Origin of the sequence: Luteolibacter sp. AS25 (genome assembly GCF_046736275.1) — a bacterium.
Lineage (GTDB): Bacteria > Verrucomicrobiota > Verrucomicrobiia > Verrucomicrobiales > Akkermansiaceae > Luteolibacter.
Window position 1 is genome coordinate 1,307,112 of sequence record NZ_CP151837.1, and the last position, 23,641, is coordinate 1,330,752.

General features: G+C 53.7%; 18 protein-coding genes and 1 pseudogene. 9 read left to right on the plus strand and 10 right to left on the minus strand.

Features of this window, described 5'->3' with window-relative positions:
* The first annotated feature begins 233 nt into the window (after positions 1-233).
* A complete protein-coding gene (locus tag AAGA79_RS06070; protein WP_411827882.1) occupies positions 234-698 on the plus strand; it encodes a hypothetical protein in 465 nt (154 codons plus the stop codon).
* Positions 699-908: 210 nt separating this feature from the next.
* Here AAGA79_RS06070 and AAGA79_RS06075 read toward each other — a convergent pair whose 3' ends face one another.
* The 7 genes and pseudogenes from AAGA79_RS06075 to AAGA79_RS06105 all read right to left on the minus strand — a co-directional run bounded on the left by AAGA79_RS06075 (position 909) and on the right by AAGA79_RS06105 (position 5,404).
* Entirely contained in the window at positions 909-1,457 is a 549-nt protein-coding gene (locus tag AAGA79_RS06075; RefSeq protein ID WP_411827883.1) for a hypothetical protein, read from the minus strand.
* 673 nt (positions 1,458-2,130) lie between these two features.
* Positions 2,131-2,400: a DUF1796 family putative cysteine peptidase gene (locus tag AAGA79_RS06080; RefSeq protein WP_411827884.1), complete on the minus strand. Its 270-nt coding sequence runs from the start codon at positions 2,398-2,400 to the stop codon at positions 2,131-2,133.
* Positions 2,401-2,615: 215 nt separating this feature from the next.
* Entirely contained in the window at positions 2,616-3,347 is a 732-nt protein-coding gene (locus tag AAGA79_RS06085) for an acyltransferase (RefSeq protein WP_411827885.1), read from the minus strand.
* Positions 3,348-3,600: 253 nt separating this feature from the next.
* Positions 3,601-3,791 (minus strand): annotated as a pseudogene (locus AAGA79_RS06090) (integrase core domain-containing protein); the annotation flags it as partial.
* Between the two features lie 95 nt (positions 3,792-3,886).
* Positions 3,887-4,486: a Fic family protein gene (locus tag AAGA79_RS06095; protein WP_411827886.1), complete on the minus strand. Its 600-nt coding sequence runs from the start codon at positions 4,484-4,486 to the stop codon at positions 3,887-3,889.
* A 173-nt stretch (positions 4,487-4,659) separates the two neighbouring features.
* Positions 4,660-4,863 (minus strand): hypothetical protein, encoded by a 204-nt coding sequence (locus AAGA79_RS06100; RefSeq protein ID WP_411827887.1) that lies wholly within the window; start codon positions 4,861-4,863, stop codon positions 4,660-4,662.
* 25 nt (positions 4,864-4,888) lie between these two features.
* On the minus strand, positions 4,889-5,404 hold the full coding sequence (locus AAGA79_RS06105; RefSeq protein ID WP_411827888.1) for a hypothetical protein: 516 nt from the start codon (positions 5,402-5,404) through the stop codon (positions 4,889-4,891).
* Here AAGA79_RS06105 and AAGA79_RS06110 point away from each other — a divergent pair.
* A complete protein-coding gene (locus tag AAGA79_RS06110) occupies positions 5,393-5,617 on the plus strand; it encodes a hypothetical protein (protein WP_411827889.1) in 225 nt (74 codons plus the stop codon). The two genes, AAGA79_RS06105 and AAGA79_RS06110, sit on opposite strands and share 12 nt — an antisense overlap.
* A gap of 15 nt (positions 5,618-5,632) precedes the next feature.
* Here AAGA79_RS06110 and hrpB read toward each other — a convergent pair whose 3' ends face one another.
* Together hrpB and mfd are read right to left on the minus strand one after the other, a co-directional pair.
* Complete coding sequence (gene hrpB, locus AAGA79_RS06115; protein WP_411827890.1) at positions 5,633-8,182, minus strand: ATP-dependent helicase HrpB; 2,550 nt, start codon at positions 8,180-8,182, stop codon at positions 5,633-5,635.
* Between the two features lie 358 nt (positions 8,183-8,540).
* A complete protein-coding gene (gene mfd, locus AAGA79_RS06120) occupies positions 8,541-11,774 on the minus strand; it encodes a transcription-repair coupling factor (RefSeq protein ID WP_411827891.1) in 3,234 nt (1,077 codons plus the stop codon).
* Between the two features lie 2,304 nt (positions 11,775-14,078).
* Here mfd and AAGA79_RS06125 point away from each other — a divergent pair.
* From AAGA79_RS06125 to AAGA79_RS06155, 7 genes are all read left to right on the plus strand, one after another.
* Entirely contained in the window at positions 14,079-15,203 is a 1,125-nt protein-coding gene (locus AAGA79_RS06125; protein ID WP_411827892.1) for an MlaE family ABC transporter permease, read from the plus strand.
* The gene (locus AAGA79_RS06130; protein WP_411827893.1) at positions 15,200-15,994 is read left to right on the plus strand and encodes an ABC transporter ATP-binding protein; all 795 of its coding nucleotides are present in this window, start codon (positions 15,200-15,202) and stop codon (positions 15,992-15,994) included. Before AAGA79_RS06125 ends, AAGA79_RS06130 begins: the two co-directional genes overlap by 4 nt.
* Complete coding sequence (locus tag AAGA79_RS06135; protein WP_411827894.1) at positions 15,991-16,998, plus strand: MlaD family protein; 1,008 nt, start codon at positions 15,991-15,993, stop codon at positions 16,996-16,998. The genes AAGA79_RS06130 and AAGA79_RS06135 overlap by 4 nt, the downstream gene beginning before the upstream one ends.
* Complete coding sequence (locus AAGA79_RS06140) at positions 16,995-17,579, plus strand: membrane integrity-associated transporter subunit PqiC (protein ID WP_411827895.1); 585 nt, start codon at positions 16,995-16,997, stop codon at positions 17,577-17,579. Before AAGA79_RS06135 ends, AAGA79_RS06140 begins: the two co-directional genes overlap by 4 nt.
* Before the next feature lie 120 nt (positions 17,580-17,699).
* Entirely contained in the window at positions 17,700-19,859 is a 2,160-nt protein-coding gene (locus AAGA79_RS06145; protein ID WP_411827896.1) for a glycoside hydrolase domain-containing protein, read from the plus strand.
* Positions 19,860-19,987: 128 nt separating this feature from the next.
* Positions 19,988-21,292 (plus strand): glycosyltransferase, encoded by a 1,305-nt coding sequence (locus AAGA79_RS06150; RefSeq protein ID WP_411827897.1) that lies wholly within the window; start codon positions 19,988-19,990, stop codon positions 21,290-21,292.
* Between the two features lie 54 nt (positions 21,293-21,346).
* Positions 21,347-22,594, plus strand: a complete 1,248-nt coding sequence (locus AAGA79_RS06155; RefSeq protein ID WP_411827898.1) for a Zn-dependent hydrolase — start codon at positions 21,347-21,349, stop codon at positions 22,592-22,594.
* Positions 22,595-22,704: 110 nt separating this feature from the next.
* On the opposite strand, the gene AAGA79_RS06160 is transcribed toward AAGA79_RS06155, so the two are convergent.
* Complete coding sequence (locus tag AAGA79_RS06160) at positions 22,705-23,550, minus strand: LysM peptidoglycan-binding domain-containing protein (protein WP_411827899.1); 846 nt, start codon at positions 23,548-23,550, stop codon at positions 22,705-22,707.
* Between the last annotated feature and the right edge of the window lie 91 nt (positions 23,551-23,641).

Here is a 23,641-nt window from a genome sequence, read left to right on the forward strand (position 1 = left end):
AAGGATGATCCAAGAGTGAGGTAAGCTATTTGAGTGTTACCTTGTGGGGACTGACCCCATATACAGACTGGCTTATCGTCTTCTTTTTCCGGCAGTAACCGATCTTAAACTCGTGCCATTCGCACCTGACCCTGTTTACGGATTGGAGGGGTGCCGAGGAAGCTGCTTTTACTGCTTATTGGTAAATTTAGGTTAATATTAGGTAAGTATGAAGTTATTAGGACGATCGCATTATGGACACTCTAGCAAAAGTTACCGCTCTTTTCACTATCCTGAGTGTATCACTCGCCCAAAGCTCCGAAGCCGCTGCCTCAATGTATAACGCGACCTATTCGGGGAGCTCGGCGACCGCCCACGTAACGATCTCGATGGACACTTCTTCTCTTACGGGGGATTTTATTCTTCTCGGAACAAGTCATTTGGAGAGCATTACTATGACTGTATCCGGAGCCGTCTCAGGTAACGGAACATTCACCAAAAGCGACTTTAATAATTTTTCTTTTAGATCGACTCAAGCCTTGGATTTTACCCGGGAGATCGTGGGGCAGAATGGTTTCGCCGACTTCAATTTCTTCGGTGCTTCCCCGGCTCCGAACGGATCAGTAGAATTCACCCTTAAGGCAGATGGCGGCAGTTCAGACTTGATGGTACTGACTTCGCTCGCGCCGGTTCCCGAGCCTTCGTCCGCAGCGCCCTAGCTTGTGGAGCTGCTTTCGGCCTCGTCGTAACCCGTAGAAGGATGAGTTAGAGGAGGCGGTGGACTGGGAGAAGGTCGTCTAGGATGATTGCTCCCGCCCGGACTGCTGACTAGTGATTGAGGTCAATCACTGCTAACTACACACTTCCTTCCAAAAGAGGACGATCAACAAGGCAGGTCGTGCGCGATCGCTATCCACACCCGGCGAGAGTCAGGAGCGCCTACGCCATGCAGCAAGAGTGAGAGCAAATACTCCCAGAGCGCTAACAGTTGATGACTCCGGTACTGGGGTAAAATTGATGTTGTCCATACCGACTCGCCAGTTGCTCGATCCGGTGTAGGACAGGGTCACACCGGTTACAGAAGTCCAGTCAGTGGGATTCAACGTGGCGACGGCTCCCGCGAGCGCACTGGAATTGTCCGCGATTGTCACGGCGGTCCCGCTGGATGGGGTGAACACATAATTTGCCCCGTCGCTAATGTTTGTGAATTCACCGATCTGAAAGGAGGTGATCGCGATGGGGGAGGAAAACGTCATGCTCCAAGTGGCACCGGCCCCGATTTGAGAAGGTGCCAAAAAGCCAGAACTGATATTCATGTCGGATAGCGCGGATGACGTCGCGGTAAGGGTGACCCCGCTCTCAGTAGTGGTCAGCACAGGAGTCCCGTTGCCTGCCGTGGAGCTGAACGTGTAAACCGCAGCGAAAGTCGGAGCTGAAGTGGCAAGAATGGCTGCCAGGGCACAAAGTGAAATCTTCATTTTCTAGGTAGTAGATTAGCTGCGCGACTTGTGGAGATGGGGCACTTGATAATCAAGAAAGAATGAATGTTCATCGCAATTCTGTTGAGCCGCCCTCGCGATACTTGGAACCACTGCACGCAGTCCGGGAGAACTGCAGACTAAAAGCGTCCCGCCGCGGGGTTATTGTAGTGTTCCCACGCGGAGCAAAGAATGCTTTACCTTAGGTGGGAGACGCTACTCCGAACACAAGGCGCGGGGACGCGCCAACTCTTCAATGATTCGCTGAATAGCGAAAATGTTAAAATGCAGCACCTGACCCCATTCAGTATGACCCCATTCAGTATTCCGAGCCGATATGTATAGAACTGCTCCTTGAACCAAATATATCTCGAGGTCGGGGCGGGAAGCATCCGGAAGTCAATCTTAGGACTCGGGTCTTCAATAGTCTTATAATGCCTCAAGACTTGTTTTTGGAAATTCTTGATATGTGGAACAAACGTATTGATAGCTAGGATTCTGAAATATAACTTAGGATACAATTTCTCAATGATTCTCAAAAGCCTAATGGGATAAATAGGATGATTAGAGATAAATAAAATTCTAACATCATCCTCCAGGAGATTCTTCAGTTCGGTCACTCGCCTCGTATAGACTTCGACTGGTTTTCGTAATCGTTTGCAGAGAAGAACAATTATCGATCTTTGACTGATTCGTGATTAAATTTTATCCCGTATTTAATATTAATTATTGTGTTATCTTCGGAAATCCGTAGAAATTCCGGATTCACGTAGTCCATAAAGTCATTTTCAAGAAGGTTACAGACCGCATTATAAGGATGAACAGCCAGGTCAAAGGGATAAGTAATTTCACCCTCAGCTTTCGTTTTCTTAAGTCCAAAGCGGGTTGGAATAGTTCTGGGTAAGCAATTACTTCCAACTGGTATGATAAGTCTTGGTTTCATGCAGCATATTCTGGTATAATCCACCCTAATTTTTCCTATGGACTAAGTCCAGCTTAAACACTTAACCCAAACATCGCCCAATGAGAACTATCAGCTGTTTATTTTCGACCCGACGGCCCCTCTCGCGCCGGTGAAGATAGAGTGAGGTTCTGATCATATAGTCAATTCGCTTGGTAAGTGTCTTTTACACCAAAGTGCGATGCAGAATAGATATGTCACAGATCAGCAGATCTTTGGCTATCTGGATAACAATCACCGTCCACGATTGAAGCGGAATAATCGTCAAGTTTCATTGAAAATCGAGACCATGTATGATTTTCTTTGATCACTTTTGCCGGAATTCCTGCAGCCAGAACATTTCCCTCTAAGCTCTTCGTTACAATTGAACCCATTCCTATAACGCTGCCTGAACCAACGTTAGCTTTACTTGTCAACGTACTTTGTCTCCCGAGCCAAACGTGATCTCCTAAGCTTACTGTGGTTCGGTCTCCGTTTACGATCAATCCAGTCGACAGATCTACTATCCCATGCTGATCCGCAGACTGAATAAGAATTCCGTCCGAAAACATACAATCCTTTCCGCACAAAAATTCTGAATCTTTACAAACGATCTTAATCCCATTTGACGTTGTATCTCTCCCAATTTTCACTCTGCTTTCCCTCCATAGCCTTAAATCATAACGGCCACGGCTACCCTCTTCGAAGATAACTCTAGAATTATCACTACTAAAATATATACTAATATTTCCAGATAAACTTGACAAAGAAATAAAACAGTTTGATATATTTTTTTCTTTTCCATGCTGCCGTATTTGAATTTTTAGTCTTCCTTCTCTAATTGCTTTCAAAGATTTTGAGCTGATCTCCATCTTACACGTCTCGTCAAATCGGCCATCAACGTTGATTTTTTGCGGTAAATTATTTATCTGAAAATTTTTCATGGCCATCGTTTAGAATTGGCAGCGGCATATCTAATGTCTCGGATCCACTTCTCGTTGGCCCACTTTAATCACCGAAACAAAACTTCAACAAGGCATCTCTGAGGAAGGGCCCGAGTTTAAGCAGTGGCCCGACCCCCAGTTGTTGGGCAGTTTTGAACTAGAGTTCCTGCGAAGTTTTTTGCTTAGGATATAGAGCGGATGCCGTCAAGCGGGCACCATCTTGCTGGGGCATGGAGCGGGCAGCCCCATACTCTGTTGATTACGCTTCTGCATACTCGTCGGGTGTCTGGTAGGCAAGCGAGCTATGTGGGCGTTCTGAATTATATTCGCGTCTCCATGATTCCAGGAACACTTCCGCTTCCTTCAAGCTGTAGAAAATCTCCCGGTTTAAGAGTCCATCACGGAGCTCTCTACGTAATGCTGCTCCCATGGGGAGCCAAGCTTGATGTAAATGGGGTCTGTAAATGGGGTCGGGTGTTGCATTTTAACATTTTTCGACAGTACTAAGCTTCATCCCATGGCATTCGGGTTCAGTCTTCGCTACATTACAGCAAAAGAAAGTCTTTGGGAGAAAGGACTGAAATGGGGGGATTGCTGAAACCGCTAATATCGTTGGTCAATATGTGATCGGCTTTGCTAGCAATGGCTGCGGAAATTTGCAGGGCATCTTCGAAATCACCTGCGAGGAAATCGAAAGCTTGTTTGGCTTCGACAGTTCCGGTGGAAGGGACGGTGAAGGTATCTAAGAACTCTAGTTCGTAGTGAAAAACGCAGGAATGAATGAGTGGATTTGATCCTTCGATTTGCAGGAAGCGAAAGTGATCGTCCATGAGATGGGGGACTCGATCTGCTTTCGGGGCGATATGGCTGACTTCTGAGCCTTTCAGTATACCAACGTTACTGGATCTCCATTTCCCGGGTGATGGAATGAGCTGATCCATCATGATTCGATGGGCTTCAAGAAGAGATTCGGTAGAGAAGGGATCGAACTCTGCCATGGAGTCGTAGGTGGCAATGGCGTTCAAAGCTTCCTGGATTTCCTCTTTCTGGCCGATAACACGTTTGCCGTCGAGTAAGGCGGTGACTTGATCGAGATCGAGTGTATTTGCCCTCGATGGCCAGGCTGCCTTGGATCGTGCGGACACGATTGGCTTTGCGGAGATGGGGTTATGGTTGTTCGATCCCTTCAATACGCCCGATGAGTCTCTCGATCTCGCCAACGAATCGGAGGATTTCGGGGGTGATGGAAAAGGGAGGATTCACCCAGTGATACTATCAGGGTCAAGATTTCTGGCTCCAGGCGGATGAAGTGGCAGATCTAGAAGTTCTGCAGCATTTCAAGTGCTTCATTGAGTTTGTCTGCAGGTTTGGTCTTTGCCAGCCTCGGATACCGCGAACCATCCATAAGAATCGGACTGCCGTTTCTCTGAAGCATCAGGCGCTGGGCGGAAATTTCCACGGAGGTGATTTGGTTGGAGGCGGCTTCGGCTTTGATTCTTGCGATAGTGAAGAGGTTTTGCACGGCGTGGGGGAGGCGGCCGTGGCGGTCAATCCAGTTTTTTTTTTTTCTCGAGGGAAGTTATGGATTTGGGGGTGTTGGCTTCGGCTAGCTCGCGGTAGGCGTTGATGCGGAGTTTGGCGTCGCTCAAGTAGGCGGTGGGGATGAAGGCGGGGAGGAGTTCGGAAAAATTTTGAATCGCTAAGTCGCTAAGGCGCGAAGGCTGGGGTTGTGTGGGTTTTTTCTTATCTTTCTGGTCTCTGATTTCTGGTTTCTGGCCTCTGGATACCCATTGGGTCTCGGTGGGGACGATGAAGTCGGCTTTGAAGGTAGTTTCCTGAAGGCTTGGGTCTTGTTTGCCTTTCAGGCGGTCGACGGATTGGCGGAGGAGCTGGCAGTAGAGGTCGAAGCCGATCTGGGCGATGTGGCCGGATTGCTTGGTTCCGAGGAGGTTGCCGGCGCCGCGGATCTCGAGGTCGCGCATGGCGATTTTGAAGCCGGAGCCGAGGGCGGTGTATTGCTTGATGGCGTGGATGCGCTTTCTCGCATCGCCTTGGGTGATCATTTCCAGGGGGAGGAGGATGGCGTAGGCTTTTTCCCCGGCACGGCCGACGCGGCCGCGGAGCTGGTAGAGATCGGCGAGGCCGAAGCGATCGGCTCTGTCGATGAGGATGGTGCCATTCGGGTCAGGTGCTGCATTTTAACAGTTTTACCGTTCGGTGAGGGTCTCACAGATCCATTTGGTGGCTTTCTTTGGTGGGACATTGCTGCCGACTGAAAGCACGGCTCTCCATTATCTCCAAACGTGCCCTGGGAACTTCTTGGCTACGGCGGGGCGGTGCTTGGGCCATTCGCGGGTTAGGAAGTGTGGCCAGTCGGTGGTGGTGGCGATCTTTTTGCCTTTGGGGTCGCAGAGGTTTAGGTGGATGGGGAGGTGGTTTTCGCAGAGGGTGGGGTGCTCTTTTAGGGCGAAGCAGTCTTGGATTTTTACTTGAGTTTCCGGGTAGCCGTTTTGGTAGGAAATTTTCAGGGATGGGCCGTCGAGAAATGGGATGGAGGGGGGGAGGAGTTCGTTGAGCCAGTCGATCTGGCCTTTTTCCAGATGGCGGTGGAAGGCGGGGATGAGGGGGGTGGCTTGGGCTTCTTTTACTAAGGAGAGGCCTTTGAAGGCGTGGGCTAGGCAGCTGGTGATGGCGGCATCATCGAAGGGGGCGAATTCGAGTTCGGGGAGGGTGGCGTGGATGAGATCTACGCGGGCGATGAATTGTTTCAGGCGATGATCCATGAGGGGTAGATCGAAGGCTCCGGTGCGTTGGGCGGCGGCGAGGCAGCGGCCGCTGGCTACGGGATCGAGGTCGCGTTGCTGGGCTTTCTGCTCGATGACGAGATCGTGGTAGCGCACGAGTTTCATGGCGGCGACGCGCTTGTTTTTTGCATCGAAGAGGTGCTCGACGGTGGTGGTGAGATGCTGGGGAAACATCTCGGCGATCCACTCGGGTTTTACGGCGGTGGCGAGGCTGAGTAGGGTCAGTGGTGTGGAGCCGCGTGAGGGTGCCTGGTGTAAATTGGCGGCTACGAAGTAGGGGGCGTCTTGCACTACGCTTTCGCGGACGAGCTGGCCTTGGCGTTGCTCGGTGAGATCGCAGGCGGGCTTGCCGGGTTCGCGGCGTTTGGCGAGTTGATCGACGAAGCCGGCCATGAGGCAGCGCAGCAGGGCTTGGTCGTTTTTTGCTGGGATGGAGGGTGAGGCATCGCGGTCGTAGAGGCGCTGCTGGTGGGCGGCGTGGAGGATTTGTTTGTAGGTTTCCTCTACCTGGCGGGCGACTTGGGCGTTGATGCCGTGGCTGCGGCAGCGATCAAAGTTGAAGCGGTTTGCCTGGGCGAAATCGTAGGCGCGCATGAGGGTGATGAAGTCGGAGTCTTCGCTTTCCTCGAATGTTTCGCGGGTGGCCTGGGATCTGGAATCATCGCGATCCAGGCGGGTGAGCAGGTCGCGACCACTGACTAGGGCGGCGCAGAGGGCGGCGTCCGGCACGCAGTCGCGCTGGCTGGCCTCGATCAACATGCGTGAGTAGCGCGGGTGCATGGGCAGGCGCAGCATTTGGCGGCCGATGGTGGTGAGTTCTGTATTTTGTAAGGCACCGAGCATGGTGAGCAGGCGCTCGGCTCGCTCGACGGCTTGGGTATCGGGTTTGTCCAGCCAGTCGAAGGTGGCGGCTTCCCGGATGCCGAGGGAGTGGAGTAGGAGCACGACTTCTGCGAGGTCGCTGCGCTGGATTTCCGGGGTGTTTCTTTCCTCGCGACTTTTGTGTCCGATGGCGGTCCATAGGCGGTGGCAGGTGCCGGGGGCAGTGCGGCCGGCGCGGCCTTTGCGTTGATCGGCGCTGGCTTGGCTGATGGGCTCCAGCAGGAGGGTGCCGATGCCGCGTTCAGCATCGTAGCGGGCTACGCGGGCGACACCGCTATCGACGACGTGGCAGATGCCGTCGATGGTGATGCTGGTCTCGGCGACATTGGTGGCGACGATGACTTTGCGCAGGGTGTTCGGGGCAAAGGCGCGGTCTTGCTCCTGTGGCTCTAGTGCTCCGTGTAAGGGGATGCAGGCTACTCGTTCTCGCGTTTTGAGTCCTCGTAGTGCGTCTAGGGTGCCGTTGATTTCGCCGCGGCCTGGCATGAAGACGAGGATGTCGCCGGGGGCGTTTTCGTGGATGATGCGCTCGACTGCCTCGGCGGCTTGCGCGGTGATGGGGCGCTGATCGGGGAGGGGGAGGTAGCCGACTTCCACTGGATAGCTTTGCCCTTCGGAAATGAGGATGGGGCACTGGTCAAGATACTCGGCGACGGGTTCGGCATCGAGGGTGGCGGACATCACTAGCATGGCCAGATCGGGGCGCTGGGTTCGTTGCAAATTTTTCACCAAGGCGAGTGCGACATCGCTGAGTAGGTTCCGCTCGTGAAATTCATCGAAGACGACTGCACCGATTTTGCTCAGTGTGCGATCATCCTGGAGCCAGCGTAGGAGGATGCCTTCGGTGACAAAGCAGATGCGTGTGCCGGGGCTGGTGTGATCGTCAAAGCGGATTTGATAGCCGACTTCAGCGCCGAGTTTTCCCTGACGCTCCGAGGCGACGCGGGTGGCTACTGTGCGGGCGGCGACGCGGCGGGGTTGCAGCACTACGATCATCTTGTCGTCCGCGATCCCGGCATCGAGTAGCATTTGTGGGACTTGCGTGGTCTTGCCTGAGCCGGTGGGCGCGACGAGCACCAGGCGATTGCCGGATTGTAGGGTGCGCAGAATTTCGGATTGGATTTTCCAGATGGGGAGTGCGGTGGGGGCAAGCATGTGGTGAGGCGCAGGCTATGGCTCGGCGTGAGGGATGGAAATAAGGAACGGTCTGGAGGGGGGACTGAGGAGGGTGTGGCGGCCGTGGAACGAAATTTCTCCTGATCTGACGCGGACAATACGTGAGGAAAGTATTAGTCGAACGCCTGCAAACCGGATAATTCGCAAGGGTTCCAATCAGCTTTTCATCGGATTGTATGCGATCAGCGGTGAAAGCTGAGGTTGGAGAAGGTGCGTCATTGCGACTTGGGTTTGGGCGGGTGTCTTCACCCGTTGTTGGGCAAGGGTTCCTAAGGTGGCGGGGACGTCACTTTGAACTCAAGGTGCGAGGACGCACCTGCTCCTCATGGGAGAGGCTTTAGAAGTTTTTTAGCATCTCCAGCGCCTCGTCCAGCTTCTCCCCCGGTTTTGTTTTCGCGAGCCTAGGATAACGTGAACCATCCATCAGAATCGGACTGCCGTTTCTCTGCAGCATCAGCCTTTGGGCGGAGAGCTCCACGGAGGTGATTTTGTTGGAGGCGGCTTCGGCTTTGATGCGGGCGATGGTGAAGAGGTTTTTGATGGGGTGGGGGAAGCGGCCGTGTCTGTCTTGCCAGCTCTTTTCGAGGGCGGTGATGGACTTGGGGGTGTTGGCTTCGGCGAGCTCGCGGTAGGCGTTGATGCGGAGTTTCGCATCGCTCAAGTAGGCGGTGGGGATGAAGGCGGGGAGCATTTCGGCTTTTTCGTCCTTGGATACCCACTGGGTCTCGGTGGGGACGATGAAGTCTGCCTTGAAGGTAGTTTCCTGGAGGCTTGGGTCTTGTTTGCCTTTCAGGCGGTCTACCGATTGGCGGAGGAGCTGGCAGTAGAGATCGAAGCCGATCTGGGCGATGTGGCCGGATTGCTTGGTGCCGAGGAGGTTGCCCGCGCCGCGGATCTCGAGATCGCGCATGGCGATTTTGAAGCCGGAGCCGAGGGCGGTGTATTGCTTGATGGCGTGGATGCGCTTCCGCGCATCGCCTTGGGTGATCATTTCCCGGGGGAGGAGTAGGATGGCGTAGGCTCTTTCCCCGGCACGGCCGACGCGGCCGCGTAGCTGGTAGAGATCGGCGAGGCCGAAGCGGTCGGCGCGGTCGATGAGGATGGTGTTGGCATTGGGGATATCGATGCCGGTCTCGATGATGGTGGTGGCTAGGAGGACGTCGGCTTCGTGGTTTACGAAGGAGTGCATGACGGTTTCTAGGTCCTGTTTGTCCATCTGGCCGTGGCCTACGAGGACGCGGGCTTCGGGGACGAGTTCTTTGATTTTCTTATGAACCATCTCGATGGTCTTGACCCGGTTGTGCAGGAAGAAGACTTGGCCGCCGCGTTTGATTTCGCGGCGTATGGCATCGCGGATGACGCGGTCATCGTAGGCGGTGACGGTGGTGGCGACGGGGAGGCGATTGGGCGGGGGGGTATCGATGGTGGACATGTCTCGCGCGCCCATGAGTGCCATGTAGAGGGTGCGCGGGATGGGGGTGGCGGAGAGGGTGAGGACATCGATCTGGCGGAAGAGGTCTTTGAATTTTTCCTTATGGGCTACGCCGAAGCGCTGCTCTTCATCTACGATGGCGAGGCCGAGGTTTTTGTAGGCGACGTCGCCGGAGATGAGGCGGTGGGTGCCGATGACCATGTCTACGGAGCCGTCTGCGAGGCCGGCGATGGTGGCGCGGACTTCGGAGGGTTTGCGGAAGCGGTTAAGGAGATCGACGCGGATGGGGTAGTCGGAGAAGCGCTCGCGGAAGGTGCGCCAGTGTTGCTCTGCGAGGACGGTGGTGGGGCAGAGGAGGGCGGCTTGTTTGCCGCCAGTGATGCACTTGAATGCGGCGCGGATGGCGACTTCGGTTTTCCCGAATCCTACGTCTCCGCAGATGAGGCGATCCATGGACTGGGGGGACTCTAGGTCGTGCTTGGTATCGATGATGGCCTGTTTCTGATCGGGGGTTTCGGTGTAGTGGAAACTTTGCTCGAACTCGAACATCCAGCGGGTGTCTGGGGGGTGGGCGTGGCCTTGGTCGTGTTCGCGCTCTGCCTGGATGCGGAGGAGGCGGGCGGCGTAGTCGAGGATGGATTTCTCGGCTTGTTTGCGGTTTTTCTGCCAGGTGGCGTTGCCGAGTTTATTGAGGTCGGGGGTTTTGCCGCCGACTCCGATGTATTTTCCGATGAGGTGGGCTTGCTCCAGGGGGACGGAGAGGATGGAGCCGTCTTTGTATTCGATCTGGAGTTCTTCGCCTTCGTCTTCTTGGGCGATGCCTCTGAATTTCCCGATGCCGTATTCGTAGTGGACGACGAGGTCGCCTTCGCTGATGTCGTCGAGGGTGGCGCGGGCTCGCATGACGCGTGCTTTTTCGACGGTGGAGCGGCGGGCGGCGCCGGGTGTGCGGTAGCGGCCGAAGAGTTCGGAGGAGGAGAGGACTGCGAGTTTTGTGGCGGGGAGGGTGAAGCTGGAGATGAGCTCGCCGAGGACGGGGGTGAGGCCTAGGTCGCGTTTCAGGTCTTTTCCGGAGAGTTCTGTGAAGCGCTGGAGTTCGCCTTTGGTGGAGAAGACGATGCCGATGGTCCATTGGTCGCGCTGCCATTCGTTTAGCTGGCGGAAGAAGGATTCGCGGCGGAGCTCGTCGAGGACGAAGTCTCCGGCATCGAAGGTGCCAAGGGGGGAGGCGTAGGCGGCGAGGGTGAAGTCTTCTTCACTACCAGTCTCCCCGGAGTTTTCTGTGATCAGGAAATCGGCAGGACGCCGATTGCACGGACTGTTGCGGGACGCATCAGCCACTATTTCCTTTTCGACAGGCTCAGCGCTGATTGAAATCAGAGTGTCGTTTTTCTCAAGGTAGTCCGCGATGGTGGCGACAGCGGGTGGCTCTGTAAGGAGGAGATCGGTCTCGGGGATTTTCCGGGTGGAAGCCTGGGTGTTGATATCGAACTCGCGGATGGACTCCAGCTCGGTATCGAAGAACTCAAGGCGGAGCGGGCGGGCAGACTGGAATGGAAAGAGATCGAGAATACCGCCGCGGATGGCGTAGTGGCCGCGTGCGGTGACGGTTGGCTGGCGCTCGTAACCGTGCTTATTCAGTGTTTCCGAAAAGTCCGTGGGATCGAGGTCCGTTCCGGGCTTCAGGTGGGTGCGGTTTGAGAGAAGGGATTGCGGGGAGGGGGCGTATTGGGAAAATGAATCCGTGCCGCACAGGATGGTGAAGGAATCCGTGGTGGCGAGAGTTTCGAGGATGGCAAACCACTCCGCAGCGGTTTCGGGATCCTGGATTTCGTGGAGGTCGTTTTCGGGATTGAGCGGGGAATCCGGCAGAACAAGTGCGGTGATGCCCCAGAGATCAAGCTCGGCAGCTAGGCGCTCCCTCTGCCGCGGGGACTCATGGATGATCCACTGGCGCTTTCTCCCTTTGTCGGAAGAGGCCGTGCAGGCGAGTGCGGTGAAGAAGGAATGTGACGCTTCTTCCGCATGATGGAACACGACGGGGCCTTCACTATTGGCGAACGGGGCCAGGTGATTTTTGAATTCCGGCTGGTTGATAGCACTGCGGAGCCAGGTTTTGGTGGACTCTGATGGAGGCACGAGAAATCTTTTTAGGCTGGGAATCTCGATTCTGCAAGAGGTTGGGACGCATTTCGCAGGGTTTCCTGCAAAATTTTCATGAAAACTCAATTTTGTGGTTTTATTTCTCAATAAGCTCTGTCAGGTTCCGCGCCCCGGAGCGTAACTAGCTTTCCCCCCGAAGCAGAAATTCTCTGGGAACATCCCCCCGAATAAACGTTTTTCCCCCAAGGAACACCAAGTCGGCAGACATCTCCCCCTGATTGTCTGCCGACTCTTTTTTTGTCCGGTTTTGGGTTGGTCGGGTATATTCTTTCAGCTAGTGAGGATTCTCGGGATTTTTTAACCTTTTATAAATAAATACGTGTTCGCGTAATGGAAATAGCGAGTGATTCATGGCAATGTATCTCCGTCAGCAAGAAACGAGTTCCCCCCAATCGGATCGAGTTGACACTCCCCCCAAACAGAGATCTTCCCCCCGAGATTGAAGTATAATACCCCCAAAGGTGCCATCGGCAGACACTCCCCCCAAAGGTTGTCTGCCGATTTTTTGTTGGTAGTATAAGGGTTCTGGTGATTCCGGATCAATTTGCGGTTCGGGGAGTAGTGTTAGAGCGCCGCTGATTCCTCCCAAGCTTATGCGAACTGTTCGCAGGATGAGGAAGTGAGGTTCTTCTTCGCGGTGAGACTTTTTAAAGTTGGTCGTGCAGACTCGTGACCGGTGCACGGTGTCCGGTTTTGGGTTGGTCGATAATAGCTGAAAATAAGTTATAAAATACGCGATCACGTAGTAGTCGGATGAAAATATTTGTGGCAGTGTATCCCCGTTCGCAAGAAGCAGTCTTCCCCCCATGACTGAATCGAGCGGTCTTCCCCCCGAAGAATTTCCCCCCAAGGAACTCAAGTCGGCAGACATCACCCCCCCGATTGTCTGCCGACTCTTTTTTTGTCCGGTTTTGGGGTGGTCGGGTATATTTTTAGCGCTATCCCGGCTTTTTAGATATTTTTGTTATCTAATAAAGAAATACGTGATTACGTAATGTGAAAGCACCAGAATTTATGGCAATGTATCTCCGTCAGCAAGAAACGGTCTCCCCCCTGATTGAATTGATCTGACACTCCCCCCAATGCAGAGATCTTTCCCCCCGAGATCGAAGCGTAGTGCCCCCAAAGGTTCCATCGGCAGACACTCCCCCCAAAGGTTGTCTGCCGATTTCTTTTGTTCTATAAGGAATGAGCGCGTTGTTAGAGTTCTTGCGTCGGGGCATGGTCGTCAGCAGTGTGCAAATGAATTTAACCTTCCACACGATTACCTTCGATTTCTTGGTCGCATGGTAAGATGCCGATGTTTTTCCGTCTTTATGGGGGAGTGAGACAGTTTTCAGAAAATGTATGTGTCCGTTTTTGGGTTGATGGAGCATATTGCAAAATGCTTTATAAAATACGCGTATACGTAATGGTGAACGTCGGTTATTTGTGGCAATGTATCTCCGTCGACAACACGAGGCACTTCCCCCCAGAGCCGAGTCGAGTTGATTTCCCCCCCCCGAAAGTTTCCCCCCAAGGAAAGAGAAGTCGGCAGACATCGCCCCCCCGATTGTTTGCCGACTCTTTTTATGTCCGTTTTTGGGTTGGTCTACTATAGGTCTGGTGAGTTATTAGGTATTGCCGTTTGAGGTTACTTAAGAAAACCAAAATAAGGAGGATGTGGTTTCATCTTCGCTAAACCAAGAGGGCGATATTGTTCGATACCAACGAATCTATGAATTCATTTCCCCCGGATCCAGCCGGTTGAATACACTTGGTCCAATTCCCTAATCTCAGAAGGTTTCGAATAATTTATTGTTCGTGATTTCTCGTGAAATATTTCAGATATCCTAGGTTCTATAAGGATATACAGCGTTCAAATGATTTGAGAGAAGTGGATATCCCCGTGATTATCCGGCAGTAGGCAGAGGTCGATTGTTCCGGATGTGCTGCAAAGATATTTAGAAAGGTGGGAGCAGGGACAGCGGGTAATTAAAAGTTTAGCCACCGAGTGGTGGCCGCTTTTGGTGTTGTCCGCTATAATTGGAAATATTTTCAAAATATTCAATTATGTGGTTGTAACTATAATTTGTTTCCGTATAACTGCGCCCGTCAGCAAGAAACGGCCAGGCTTAGCAAAGCCCGATGGATCTGATATTCCCCCCCAAACACAGTTCCCCAAAGAAGCTTAAGTCGGCAGACATCGCCCCCCACGATTGTCTGCCGACTCTTTTTTTGTCTGGGGTCCGCGTTGTGCTTTCCCTAGAAACTGTCAGTGGCTCTGCGGGGTCGGGATTTATGAAATCGTCTTATAAGGAAAACGGTGAATCGCCCAAAGCGGTGTGGAACGACGAGGGCGGTGCAATATCGCTAAAAGTTTCCGGGGAATGGAGGACCGGGAAAACTGTGGATATGGAGGGCAACGAGAAGGCCGGGTGGCCGGAAACCTTCGATACGGATGATCTGGGAGGTTTCGATTCCAGTCTGCCTGCGTATCTTTTGCGCAAGCTGCGGGAGTCCGATGTCGAGGGGGAGCCATCGGTGGAGGGAATGCGGGAGGATCTCAAGGGTCTGATGGAGCTGGCGCTCAAGGTCCCGGAACGGAGTGATGCCAAGGGACAGGAGGATGAGGTCCACGGTTTGCGATTTCTAGGGAAGAAATCGACAGAATTTTGGCAGTCACTGATGCTGGTGTTGGAGTTCACCGGGGATACGGTTCTGGCGACGGGGAGATTTTTTGTAGGGAAAGCCAGGTTCCGCGCATCCGATTTCTGGGTGACGGTGCAGGAATGCGGGATCGGGGCGCTGCCGATTGTTTCTCTGATCAGTTTCCTGATCGGGATGATTCTAGCTTTCGTGGGAAATGTGCAGTTGGCGAACTTCGGGGCGAGTCTGTATGTCGCGGACCTTGTTGGGATTGCGATGCTGAGGGAGATGGGTGTGATGATGACGGCGATCATTATGAGCGGCCGGACGGGAGCGGCGTTTGCCGCGCACATCGGAAGCATGAACGCGAATCAGGAGATCGATGCGCTGAAGACCTTTGGTATCAATCCGTTCGACTATCTGGTGCTTCCGAGGGTGTTCGCACTGGTGCTGATGATGCCAATTCTGACGATCTACTCGAATACTGTAGGTATTCTGGGAGGAATGCTGGTGGGAGCCGGGGTGGGGATACCTCCATCGCTTTTCTGGGCGGAAATGCTGACTGCGATTGATATGACGCAGGCATCGTTGGGTGTGATGAAGAGTTTGTTCTTCGGCGTGGCGATCGCGATCAGCGGATGTCTGCAGGGGATGAATTCCGGGGGTAGTTCCGCTGCGGTGGGGCAGGCGACGACCAAGGCCGTGGTGGCATCGATTACGATGATCATCGTGCTGGACTCCGCGTTCGCGGTAATTTTCACGATTTTGGAAATATGAGGAAAGAGGCGAATAACGGGGGAAATGCAAAGATTTCCGTAGAGAATCTGACGATGGCCTACGGAAGTTTCGTGGTGATGAAGGATCTGAATTTCGAAATCCAGGAGAAAGACATCTTCGTGATCATGGGTGGGAGCGGTTGCGGGAAAAGCACGCTGCTACGCCATATGATCGGTCTGAAAGAGCCGCGCGAGGGCTCCGTGCTGTATGAAGGGCGGAACTTTACCGCAGCTGATTCAAGCGGGCGTTTAGAGATGATCAAAAAGTTCGGAGTGATGTATCAGTCCGGCGCGCTATGGTCTTCGATGACTCTGGCTGAAAACATTACGATGCCGCTCGAGGAGCATACTAATTTGAAGAAAAGCGAGCGGCTGGATCTTGCGCGATACAAGCTCTCGCTGGTGGGGCTTTCCGGATATGACGATTATTATCCGGCGCAGGTGAGCGGCGGGATGAACAAGCGTGCGGGGATTGCCCGGGCGCTGGCGCTGGATCCGGAAATCCTATTTCTCGATGAGCCGGGGGCGGGGCTGGATCCGCTCAGTTCCCAGCGGCTGGATGAGCTGATCCTGAGGCTGCGGGATTCGCTGGGGTCCACTTTCGTGATTGTTACCCATGAGCTCGCCAGTATTTTCGCGATCGCGAACAATTCGGTATTTCTCGATACCTCGACGAGGACGCAGGGAGCAGAAGGTGACCCGAAGGTGTTGCGGGATAGCTCGGAAAATGACAACGTCCGGCTGTTCTTGAAGCGGGGCGAGATGGAAGAAGAAAGGAAAGACGACCGATGAGTAAAAAAGCAAATTCAACATTGATCGGTCTGTTCACCCTTTTGGGGTTGGTGATCGCCGGGGTGGCCGTGGTCATGCTGGGAGCGGGGCAGTTTTTTGAAAAGAACCACAAGGTCCTGCTATACTTCGATAAAAGTGTCTACGGGCTGCAGGTAGGATCCGATGTCCGCTTCGGCGGGGTGAAGATCGGAAGCGTGGACTCGATCAACGTTATCATTGATACATTGGAAAACCGGAAAATCATCCCGGTGGTGGTGAAGCTCACTGACAAGGATCTACGAAATGTATCCGGAAGCCAGCAGGGCGAGGTGGATCTCGCCACGAGGGACGGTGTGGCCAGATGGGTGGCGAAGGGGCTGAGGGCAGGGATGAAGCAGGAGAGTCTTGTGACGGGACAGCTATATGTGGAGTTCGATATTCTACCGCGTAGCGAGGGTTTCACCTATCAATCGGAAGGAAACATGGAGTATCCGGTGGTGCCGACCGTCCCGACGCAGATTGACGAGTTGATTGCCGGGATTTCGGATGGACTGAAGAAGATCAACGATCTGGACCTGGCGGGGGTGATGAAGGAGATGCGCGATGTTCTGAAGAGAGCGAACGAACAAATCGAAAGCCTGGATCTGCGGGAGATCAATGAAAACCTGACGGCAATCACCAGCGATGTGAGAGGCTTCACGGGGGATGATCGTCTAACGAGTGCCTTGGCGAATCTCGATGCAACCCTGGTGGAGGTGAGGGAGCTGAGTGAGAAAGCCAATACGAATCTTGATCCTCTTTTGAATGATATTGAAGAAGTGGCGGAGAGCACAAAGCAGAGTTTGCAACAGATCGAAAGGGCGGCGGAGGAAATGGCAAACGTGGGCGACCCGAGATCGCCGATGTTATTGAATTTCCAAACACTGCTTCATGAGACCGAAACCGCATCGCGCGCGCTTCGTGAGCTGACGAACGATCTGAAAAGGAACCCGAACACGCTGCTGCGCGGCAAAGAATCCCGATGAAACGACTTTTCCTAACACTTCTGGGCCTGTGCCTGATGCCTTCCTGTTCGCTATTAAATCCGGTGGAGGATGATCCTGTCAGACATCTTCTGGACTCACCGTTTTCGTCCCGGACGCCGACTGCCTCGAAACCGGCGGTGGCGGTGGCGCGACCATCATTGCCTCCATATCTGGAGCGGGTGGAGCTCATCACACGGACTGCTGACGGGCGGCTGGAGGTGCATGAAAATGATCTTTGGGCAGAGCCACTGGATGCGGGGATCACGCGGGTGATCGCGGATAATCTTCGTCGACTTACCGGCTCCACGAATATTCAGCCATCGGCGAATTTTATCACCAAGGAATATGACTCATTGCTGGAAATCAGGATTGAGCGCTTTGATCCTCAACCCGATGGAAACCTGTTGCTGGAATGCACTTGGAAATTGCAGCCAATTGTAGGTGGGGACGCTACGCCAAAGGCTTTCCGGACTACCGTGGCGATCCGCCAGGATCTGGAAGGTGGTGAAATGTCAGGTCGGATTGTGGCAATGAATGATGCGCTGGGCCAGCTAGCGAAGAAGATTCGCGGAGGCCTCTGATTTTTTCGATTTCCCTGTATGAAACATTCGTTCGATCAGGTTTCACGCGGGATTCCATGAGGTGAATACCGCTATTGGTCTGGGAGCTGCTATCGTTAGAAAGCGCGCAAAATTCCCGTTATGATCAAAAAGCCAGAAAATTTACCGAACGTCTCCCGAGTTGATCCCTTTCTAGGAAATGAGGAGGCGAATTTGCCGAAGCCAGAGGGGATCGCCGCGATGTGGTGGTGTGCGAAGCCGCCGGTTGGAAACACCCATCCGGGTGCCTGCCTGCCCTTCGGTATGGTTTCCGCCTGTGCGTATTCCGGTGCCTATGTGACCGGTTACGGGCGCTACGGTCTTTCGCTGGATGGTGGATCGCCGCCGGTGATGTATGATCGTCACGAGGCATTGGGAATTGCCCATTTCCAGCAGACGGGGACGGGGCGGATCCGGATGTATTACAATTATCTGCTTACGACCCCATTGGATGGTGAGGGATTCGAAGGGCGGACCAAACGGCGGGGATTGGTCGAGGAAAAAGCGTGGCCCGGATATTATGCCGGGAAATTCGAGGAAACAGGGATCGGGTTCGAGGTGACGGTATCCAAGCGTGGTGCGCGGCATTTGTATCATTTCCCGGAGGGGACGGATTCGCCGATGGTGGCGGTTGATGTCTCGAACGGCGGATTGCTTGTCGATGATATGTCGACTTATCCACAATGGGCTGATTTGAAAGTTCTAGAGGATGGCTCGGTGACGGGTGAGGTGGTGATGGAGGGAATTCCGGTGCGCTTCAAATGCCGTTGCGAGGGAGCTGAGGCATTTCTCTGGGAGGAAGAAGAGGAAATGGAAGAGCGGGACTATGTACTTAATCTTGAGCGGCAGAAATACCGGCCAACATTTGGATTCGGCTTCCGTGGGGGTGAGGGACTGGTGATGGAGTTGGTATTTGGATTTTCTCTGCGAACAGACAAGCGGGCGGCGAAAGCATGTGACCGGGAAGGCGGCTTCGAGGCGGAGGCGCTGAGGGCCGGAGGTATCTGGGAAGAGGCGCTTTCCAAGGTGGAAGTGGAAGGTGGAACAGATGACCAACGTCAAATGTTTCAAACAGCTGTTTACCATTCATTCCAGAAGCCGGCCGACTTCCAGAATGAGAATCCTTTCACGAATAAGAAGGGGCCGTTTTTCTTTGATCTATCGACGCTCTGGGATCTTTATAAGACGCAGCTTCCACTGCTGATGACGCTGTGGCCGGAGAAGGGAGCGGCATTTGTGGAGTTCCTCTGTGAGGTGGCGAAACGCGAGGGTGGTTTCCCGGTGAGCTACCTGATGGACAACGTCCCGGATCGTTTCACGAAACAGGCGACCGGCTTGTGTCATGCGATTCTGGAGGATGCGCGGTGCCGGGGGATTGAAGGGGACTGGGATCAGGTTCTTTCGCTCCTGTGGAAGAGTAGTGAAAGCGGTAAGGGGCGGCGGAGTCGCTTTGGTGAATACGGGAGAAGTTTTCTCGCCACCCCGCTCTCGCATACGCTGGATATCTCCTACGCGCACTTCTGCATGGCGCGGATGGCGCGGGGGATCGGGCATCAGACGATTCACGATAAAGCGGCCGCACTCTCGGTACATTGGCGGAATGCCTTCGATGAGAAGACCGGATTGCTTCGGGAAGACTCCACGTATTACGAGGGGGAAAACTGGAACTACTCGTTCAGGTTCCTCCATGAAATGGAAGAGCGGATCTCTCTGGCCGGCGGGGACAAGGGATATGTGGCGCTGCTTGATAAATTCTTCGGGTTTACCGAGGGGGAGCATGGTGAGCGGATTTTCCGTTTTGAGGGTATGAACAATGAGCCTGATATGGAGGCTCCATATTCCTACCTTTACGCCGGACGTCATGATCGTGCGGCACGGGTCCTGAGGAGGGCAATGCAGTGTCAATTTACAACGGGTGTTGGAGGCCTGCCGGGGAACGATGACTCAGGTGGTATCTCTTCCTGGTTTGTCTGGTCTGCCTGTGGAGTCTTCCCGGTAACGGGTCAGCCGATCATGTTGATAGGTAGCCCGCTATTCGAGAAAGCCGTTCTCCATCTCGAAGAAGGCGACTTTGAAATTGAGGCTGTGAATAACTCGGAAGAGAATATCTTCGTTCAGGAGTGTTATCTAAACGATCGTAAAATTGATCGTAGTTACCTGAACTTAAGTGAGTTCCAGTCGGGTGGCAGGTTGCGATTGGTGATGGGATCCGAACCATCGGATTTTGGTAACTACCAGAGGCCGCCAAGCTTCAGCCCGTAAAGATATTTACTAATGAAACGAGTGTTTGAGGAGTAAACGACTGTTTATACGTCGGGTCTGTCACCGGGATTTTACAGATCTGGCATGCGAACTGCCATGTGTTCGATGAACTTTTCCTTGAACACTTTATGCTACTTACGAAACCCGAACAGCCTGTTGAAAACGCAATTTTCCTAGTCCGCGCAGATCCGATTATCTGCGGTCACTCGACCGAAGCGAGGAATCTTGCGGAGGCTGCGCTGGCGTTGGGGCTAAAGAATGTGCATATCGTGAGTTACCCGATCGAGACGCTACAGAACAGTTCCCTGCCTCTCAAGGATCTCGCTACAATCAGTCCGTATTCGGAAGGGATCTCGATGGACCGACCGGAGCCCGTGGGCGACTACAAGGTCTTGGACGGTAGGCTGGGTCTGGGGATAGGTGGTCACATTGTGGATCTGCTGAACAAGTTTTCCGGGAAGACAATGATCATGGATCTCTATCTGGTGCCGCATGGCATGATGGTGATGCAGGCGGTGAATAGTTTCAAAAACAGTGGATGCGATGCGGATGTTTTCACGGTCGGCGAGGCAGTTGGCTCAGATATCACGAACGTGGTTGGCAATGCTCTGGCGGAAGGCCGCCTAGGGGCTGCGCAATTGGTGCTCTCGAATTATCTTGAGCACGATTTCCCGGTTGCCGTGAGTTGTTTCACGAAGGATCTTATCGTCGAAGCAGGGCGAAAAGTAGATGCGAAGCTGGGGACGAATTTCACTGCTCAGCTGGAAAGCCGTGTTGGGATTAGTTTCCCTGCGATTGATACGAGCGCTTATATCAAGATCGAAGAGGATCCGGAGCGCGTTGAGGAGGTGTTGTCGAAGCGAGGGCTGGAGAAGGATGGCTATGTGATGTTCCTTTCGAGAATCGCCCCGGCGAAGGGTGTGGATGATTTGGTGGCTGCGTGGAAAGAGTGTAGTCTCCGTGGGAAGAAAAAGCTGATCATCTGTGGAAATGGCCCTGCCAAGGAACAAATCAAGCAGGAGACTGAGGATATGGACGATGTGGTGGTCTTCGACGATATCAGTGATGTGGAAAAAGGCGTGCTGATGCATGGTTGCTACGCGTGGTGCCTGCCGAGCAAGCCGAAGACAGAATTTGTGGAAACCTTCGGGATAGCAGTTGCTGAGAAGATGTTGGCCGGCGGTCTGGGTCCGGTGATTACAACGAGCACCGGTGGTATCCCTGAAGCTACGGGCGGCTACTGTCTGGAGCATGAGGCCGGCAATGTGGAGGCGCTCCGTGCATGTCTGAACAAGGTGGCTGAAATGACCGATGAGGAGAGGAAAACTCTTTCGGATGAAGCCAGGAATTTTGCGATGAGATTTGATCGTGCAGAAATTCTGCTGAGGCTGATCCGCAGTGCTGTCGCAGAAGGACAGACTCAGGCAGCTTGAATTCCTTGAAATTCCTTCTGGAAGTATCGGTGGATCGGCAGTTGGGTGGGAGCTATGGCCGCTGACGAAGAAGTTAATATATCGATTGAGAGGCTCTCCGCGGATTTGCGGGAGCTTGGAGACATTGGGCGCGGAGAGGACGGTGGTCTTTACCGGATGGCGTTCACGGCCGCCGACATGGAAGGAAAGGCCTGGCTCGAAGCAAAAATGAAGGAAGCCGGTCTGGAGACCAGTCGCGACGGCGCATGCAACGTAATCGGGCGGATGGAAGGGGAGGAGTCTGATCTGCCGATTCTAGTGATAGGCTCACATATTGATACTGTGCCGTGTGCAGGTATCCTTGATGGAACGCTGGGAGTTTTAAGTGGATTGGAGTGTTTGAGGGCGCTGCATGCGGCTGGAAAGAAGCCTAAACGATCGATTGAATTGATCGCTTTTTCGGATGAGGAGGGAAGATTCGGAGGAATGATCGGCTCTCAATCATTTGCGGGGCAGGTGACGCCGGATTTGATCCACCACGCCAGTGATCTGGATGGCATCAAGCTTTCAGATGCAATGAACGAGCATGGGCTGGATGTATGGCAGACGCTTCAGGCGCGGAGGGATCCGGCAACGCTGGGAGCGTACCTGGAGCTGCATATCGAGCAGGGGCCGGTGCTTTCGGAAATGCAGGAGCAGGTAGGTGTCGTGGAGGTGATCACCGGACTTTTCAAGTGGAGTGTCACGCTTTCCGGGGAGCCCAATCACGCGGGGACGACTCCGATGGGAATGCGCCGGGATGCCTTCATGGGTGTGGCGGATTTCGCCCACGAGCTGCCACGCCTGATTGATGAAAATGGCTCGGACAAGTCACGGGCCACAATCGGTCGTGTGGAACTTATGCCGGGCTCTCCGAACACGGTTCCGGGAGAGGCCCGGTTTTCCATCGATGTGCGCGATACGGATGAGACAGTTATGATCGAGCTTTCAACGGCGCTTAAAAAGGCGCTGGTGGCAATCGCACGGCGGAGGGGATTGCATTTCAACTATGATGTGGAGAGCTGGATTCATCCGGTGGATTGTGATCCGGAACTGGTGGAGCAGGTGGATCTGGCGGCAAAGGACAGTGGAGTGCGATACCGCAGGATGGAGTCCGGCGCCGCGCACGATGCGCAGATTATCGCGAAGGTGTGCCCCGTGGTGATGATTTTCGTGCCTTCCAAGGATGGTAAATCGCACTCCCCGGCGGAGTGGACGGCGTATGACGATATCGAGGCGGGTGCGAAGGTGATGTTAAAATCGATCGAACGACTGGCATTCTGATTTCAGGAGGTAAATCCTTCGAATTCAGGAACCACAAAATCCGTCCGGAGCGGGGTCTCCAGACGGATTATTCTTTGGGTTGTCCTTGCGGGGTTTCCTGAGCTGAACGCTTATGGCTGGGCGGGAATATACAGCTCGGAGCCTTGGGCGAGGACAGTGGAAGGGTCTAGTGACAGGCCGTTGAGTTCATCAAGGCGCTGTGCGGTGGTGTTGTAATTTTGTGCGAACTCCCCGTAGGTGATCTCGGTGTCGATCTTGATCGGTCCCTTCGAGGTAGGCTGTTTTTTCTCAACCACAGGTGCCGGGGCAGGTGCCGGAGTGTTCGAAATTGGAATTGCCGGGCCGGTGGAAAGTGATGGTGCCGGCTGTTTTTCAGGGGCTGGCTTTGCTGTCGCTGTTACATTGATGGTATCACCAACGCGCAGAGTGGTAGGCTGGATGCCTGGATTGGAATCCATCAGGTGATTTACGGAGACGCCGTATTTCCGTGAAATTTTATAAAGGGTATCGCCCGGCTGGATTTTATACACTTCCTGTCTGGCCGTATTGTTCTGGGCTGGAGCGGAAGGTGCACGGGACTCGCCCTTGGAAATAATGAGCTTCTGATTCGGATGAATGATGGAGTTCGTCTTCAGCCCGTTGAGCTTGGCCAGAGCGGAGACGGACATGTTGTGTTTGTTCGCGATGCGCTCAACGCTATCGCCGGGCTTCACTGTGTAGGTGCTATCCGAAGCTGCGCGTTGCTTTGGTTCCGAAGTAGCTACGGGTATGGATTTTGCTGATTTTTCCTCTGGAGGAGTATTGGTCAGGCGGGAAATTTTTTGTTCGAGCTGGGCGATCTGCATTTCTTGCTCCGCGCATAATTTGCGGAGTTGCTCGACTTCGGTCGCGGAAAGAAGCGGCCCGGTAGTGGCGAGGATGGTCAGAAGCGTGGCGAGGCGTTTTGTCATCTTCATGAGTCGATATTCTCCATAAATTTATTCAATCGACAATAAAAATTTAACCTTCCTTAACTAATTTTTAAAAAACTTTTAAGATTGGTGACGT

What these genes read in the sequence shown, in the direction of transcription:
- hrpB (WP_411827890.1), bottom strand. Translation starts at nt 8,182, where the DNA reads ATGCTTGCCCCCACCGCACTCCCCATCTGGAAAATCCAATCCGAAATT.
- AAGA79_RS06150 (WP_411827897.1), top strand. Translation starts at nt 19,988, where the DNA reads ATGCTACTTACGAAACCCGAACAGCCTGTTGAAAACGCAATTTTCCTA.
- AAGA79_RS06130 (WP_411827893.1), top strand. Translation starts at nt 15,200, where the DNA reads ATGAGGAAAGAGGCGAATAACGGGGGAAATGCAAAGATTTCCGTAGAG.
- AAGA79_RS06105 (WP_411827888.1), bottom strand. Translation starts at nt 5,404, where the DNA reads ATGATCACCCAAGGCGATGCGAGAAAGCGCATCCACGCCATCAAGCAA.
- AAGA79_RS06070 (WP_411827882.1), top strand. Translation starts at nt 234, where the DNA reads ATGGACACTCTAGCAAAAGTTACCGCTCTTTTCACTATCCTGAGTGTA.
- AAGA79_RS06125 (WP_411827892.1), top strand. Translation starts at nt 14,079, where the DNA reads ATGAAATCGTCTTATAAGGAAAACGGTGAATCGCCCAAAGCGGTGTGG.
- AAGA79_RS06140 (WP_411827895.1), top strand. Translation starts at nt 16,995, where the DNA reads ATGAAACGACTTTTCCTAACACTTCTGGGCCTGTGCCTGATGCCTTCC.
- AAGA79_RS06145 (WP_411827896.1), top strand. Translation starts at nt 17,700, where the DNA reads ATGATCAAAAAGCCAGAAAATTTACCGAACGTCTCCCGAGTTGATCCC.
- AAGA79_RS06075 (WP_411827883.1), bottom strand. Translation starts at nt 1,457, where the DNA reads ATGAAGATTTCACTTTGTGCCCTGGCAGCCATTCTTGCCACTTCAGCT.
- AAGA79_RS06085 (WP_411827885.1), bottom strand. Translation starts at nt 3,347, where the DNA reads ATGGCCATGAAAAATTTTCAGATAAATAATTTACCGCAAAAAATCAAC.
- AAGA79_RS06155 (WP_411827898.1), top strand. Translation starts at nt 21,347, where the DNA reads ATGGCCGCTGACGAAGAAGTTAATATATCGATTGAGAGGCTCTCCGCG.
- AAGA79_RS06135 (WP_411827894.1), top strand. Translation starts at nt 15,991, where the DNA reads ATGAGTAAAAAAGCAAATTCAACATTGATCGGTCTGTTCACCCTTTTG.
- AAGA79_RS06160 (WP_411827899.1), bottom strand. Translation starts at nt 23,550, where the DNA reads ATGAAGATGACAAAACGCCTCGCCACGCTTCTGACCATCCTCGCCACT.
- AAGA79_RS06080 (WP_411827884.1), bottom strand. Translation starts at nt 2,400, where the DNA reads ATGAAACCAAGACTTATCATACCAGTTGGAAGTAATTGCTTACCCAGA.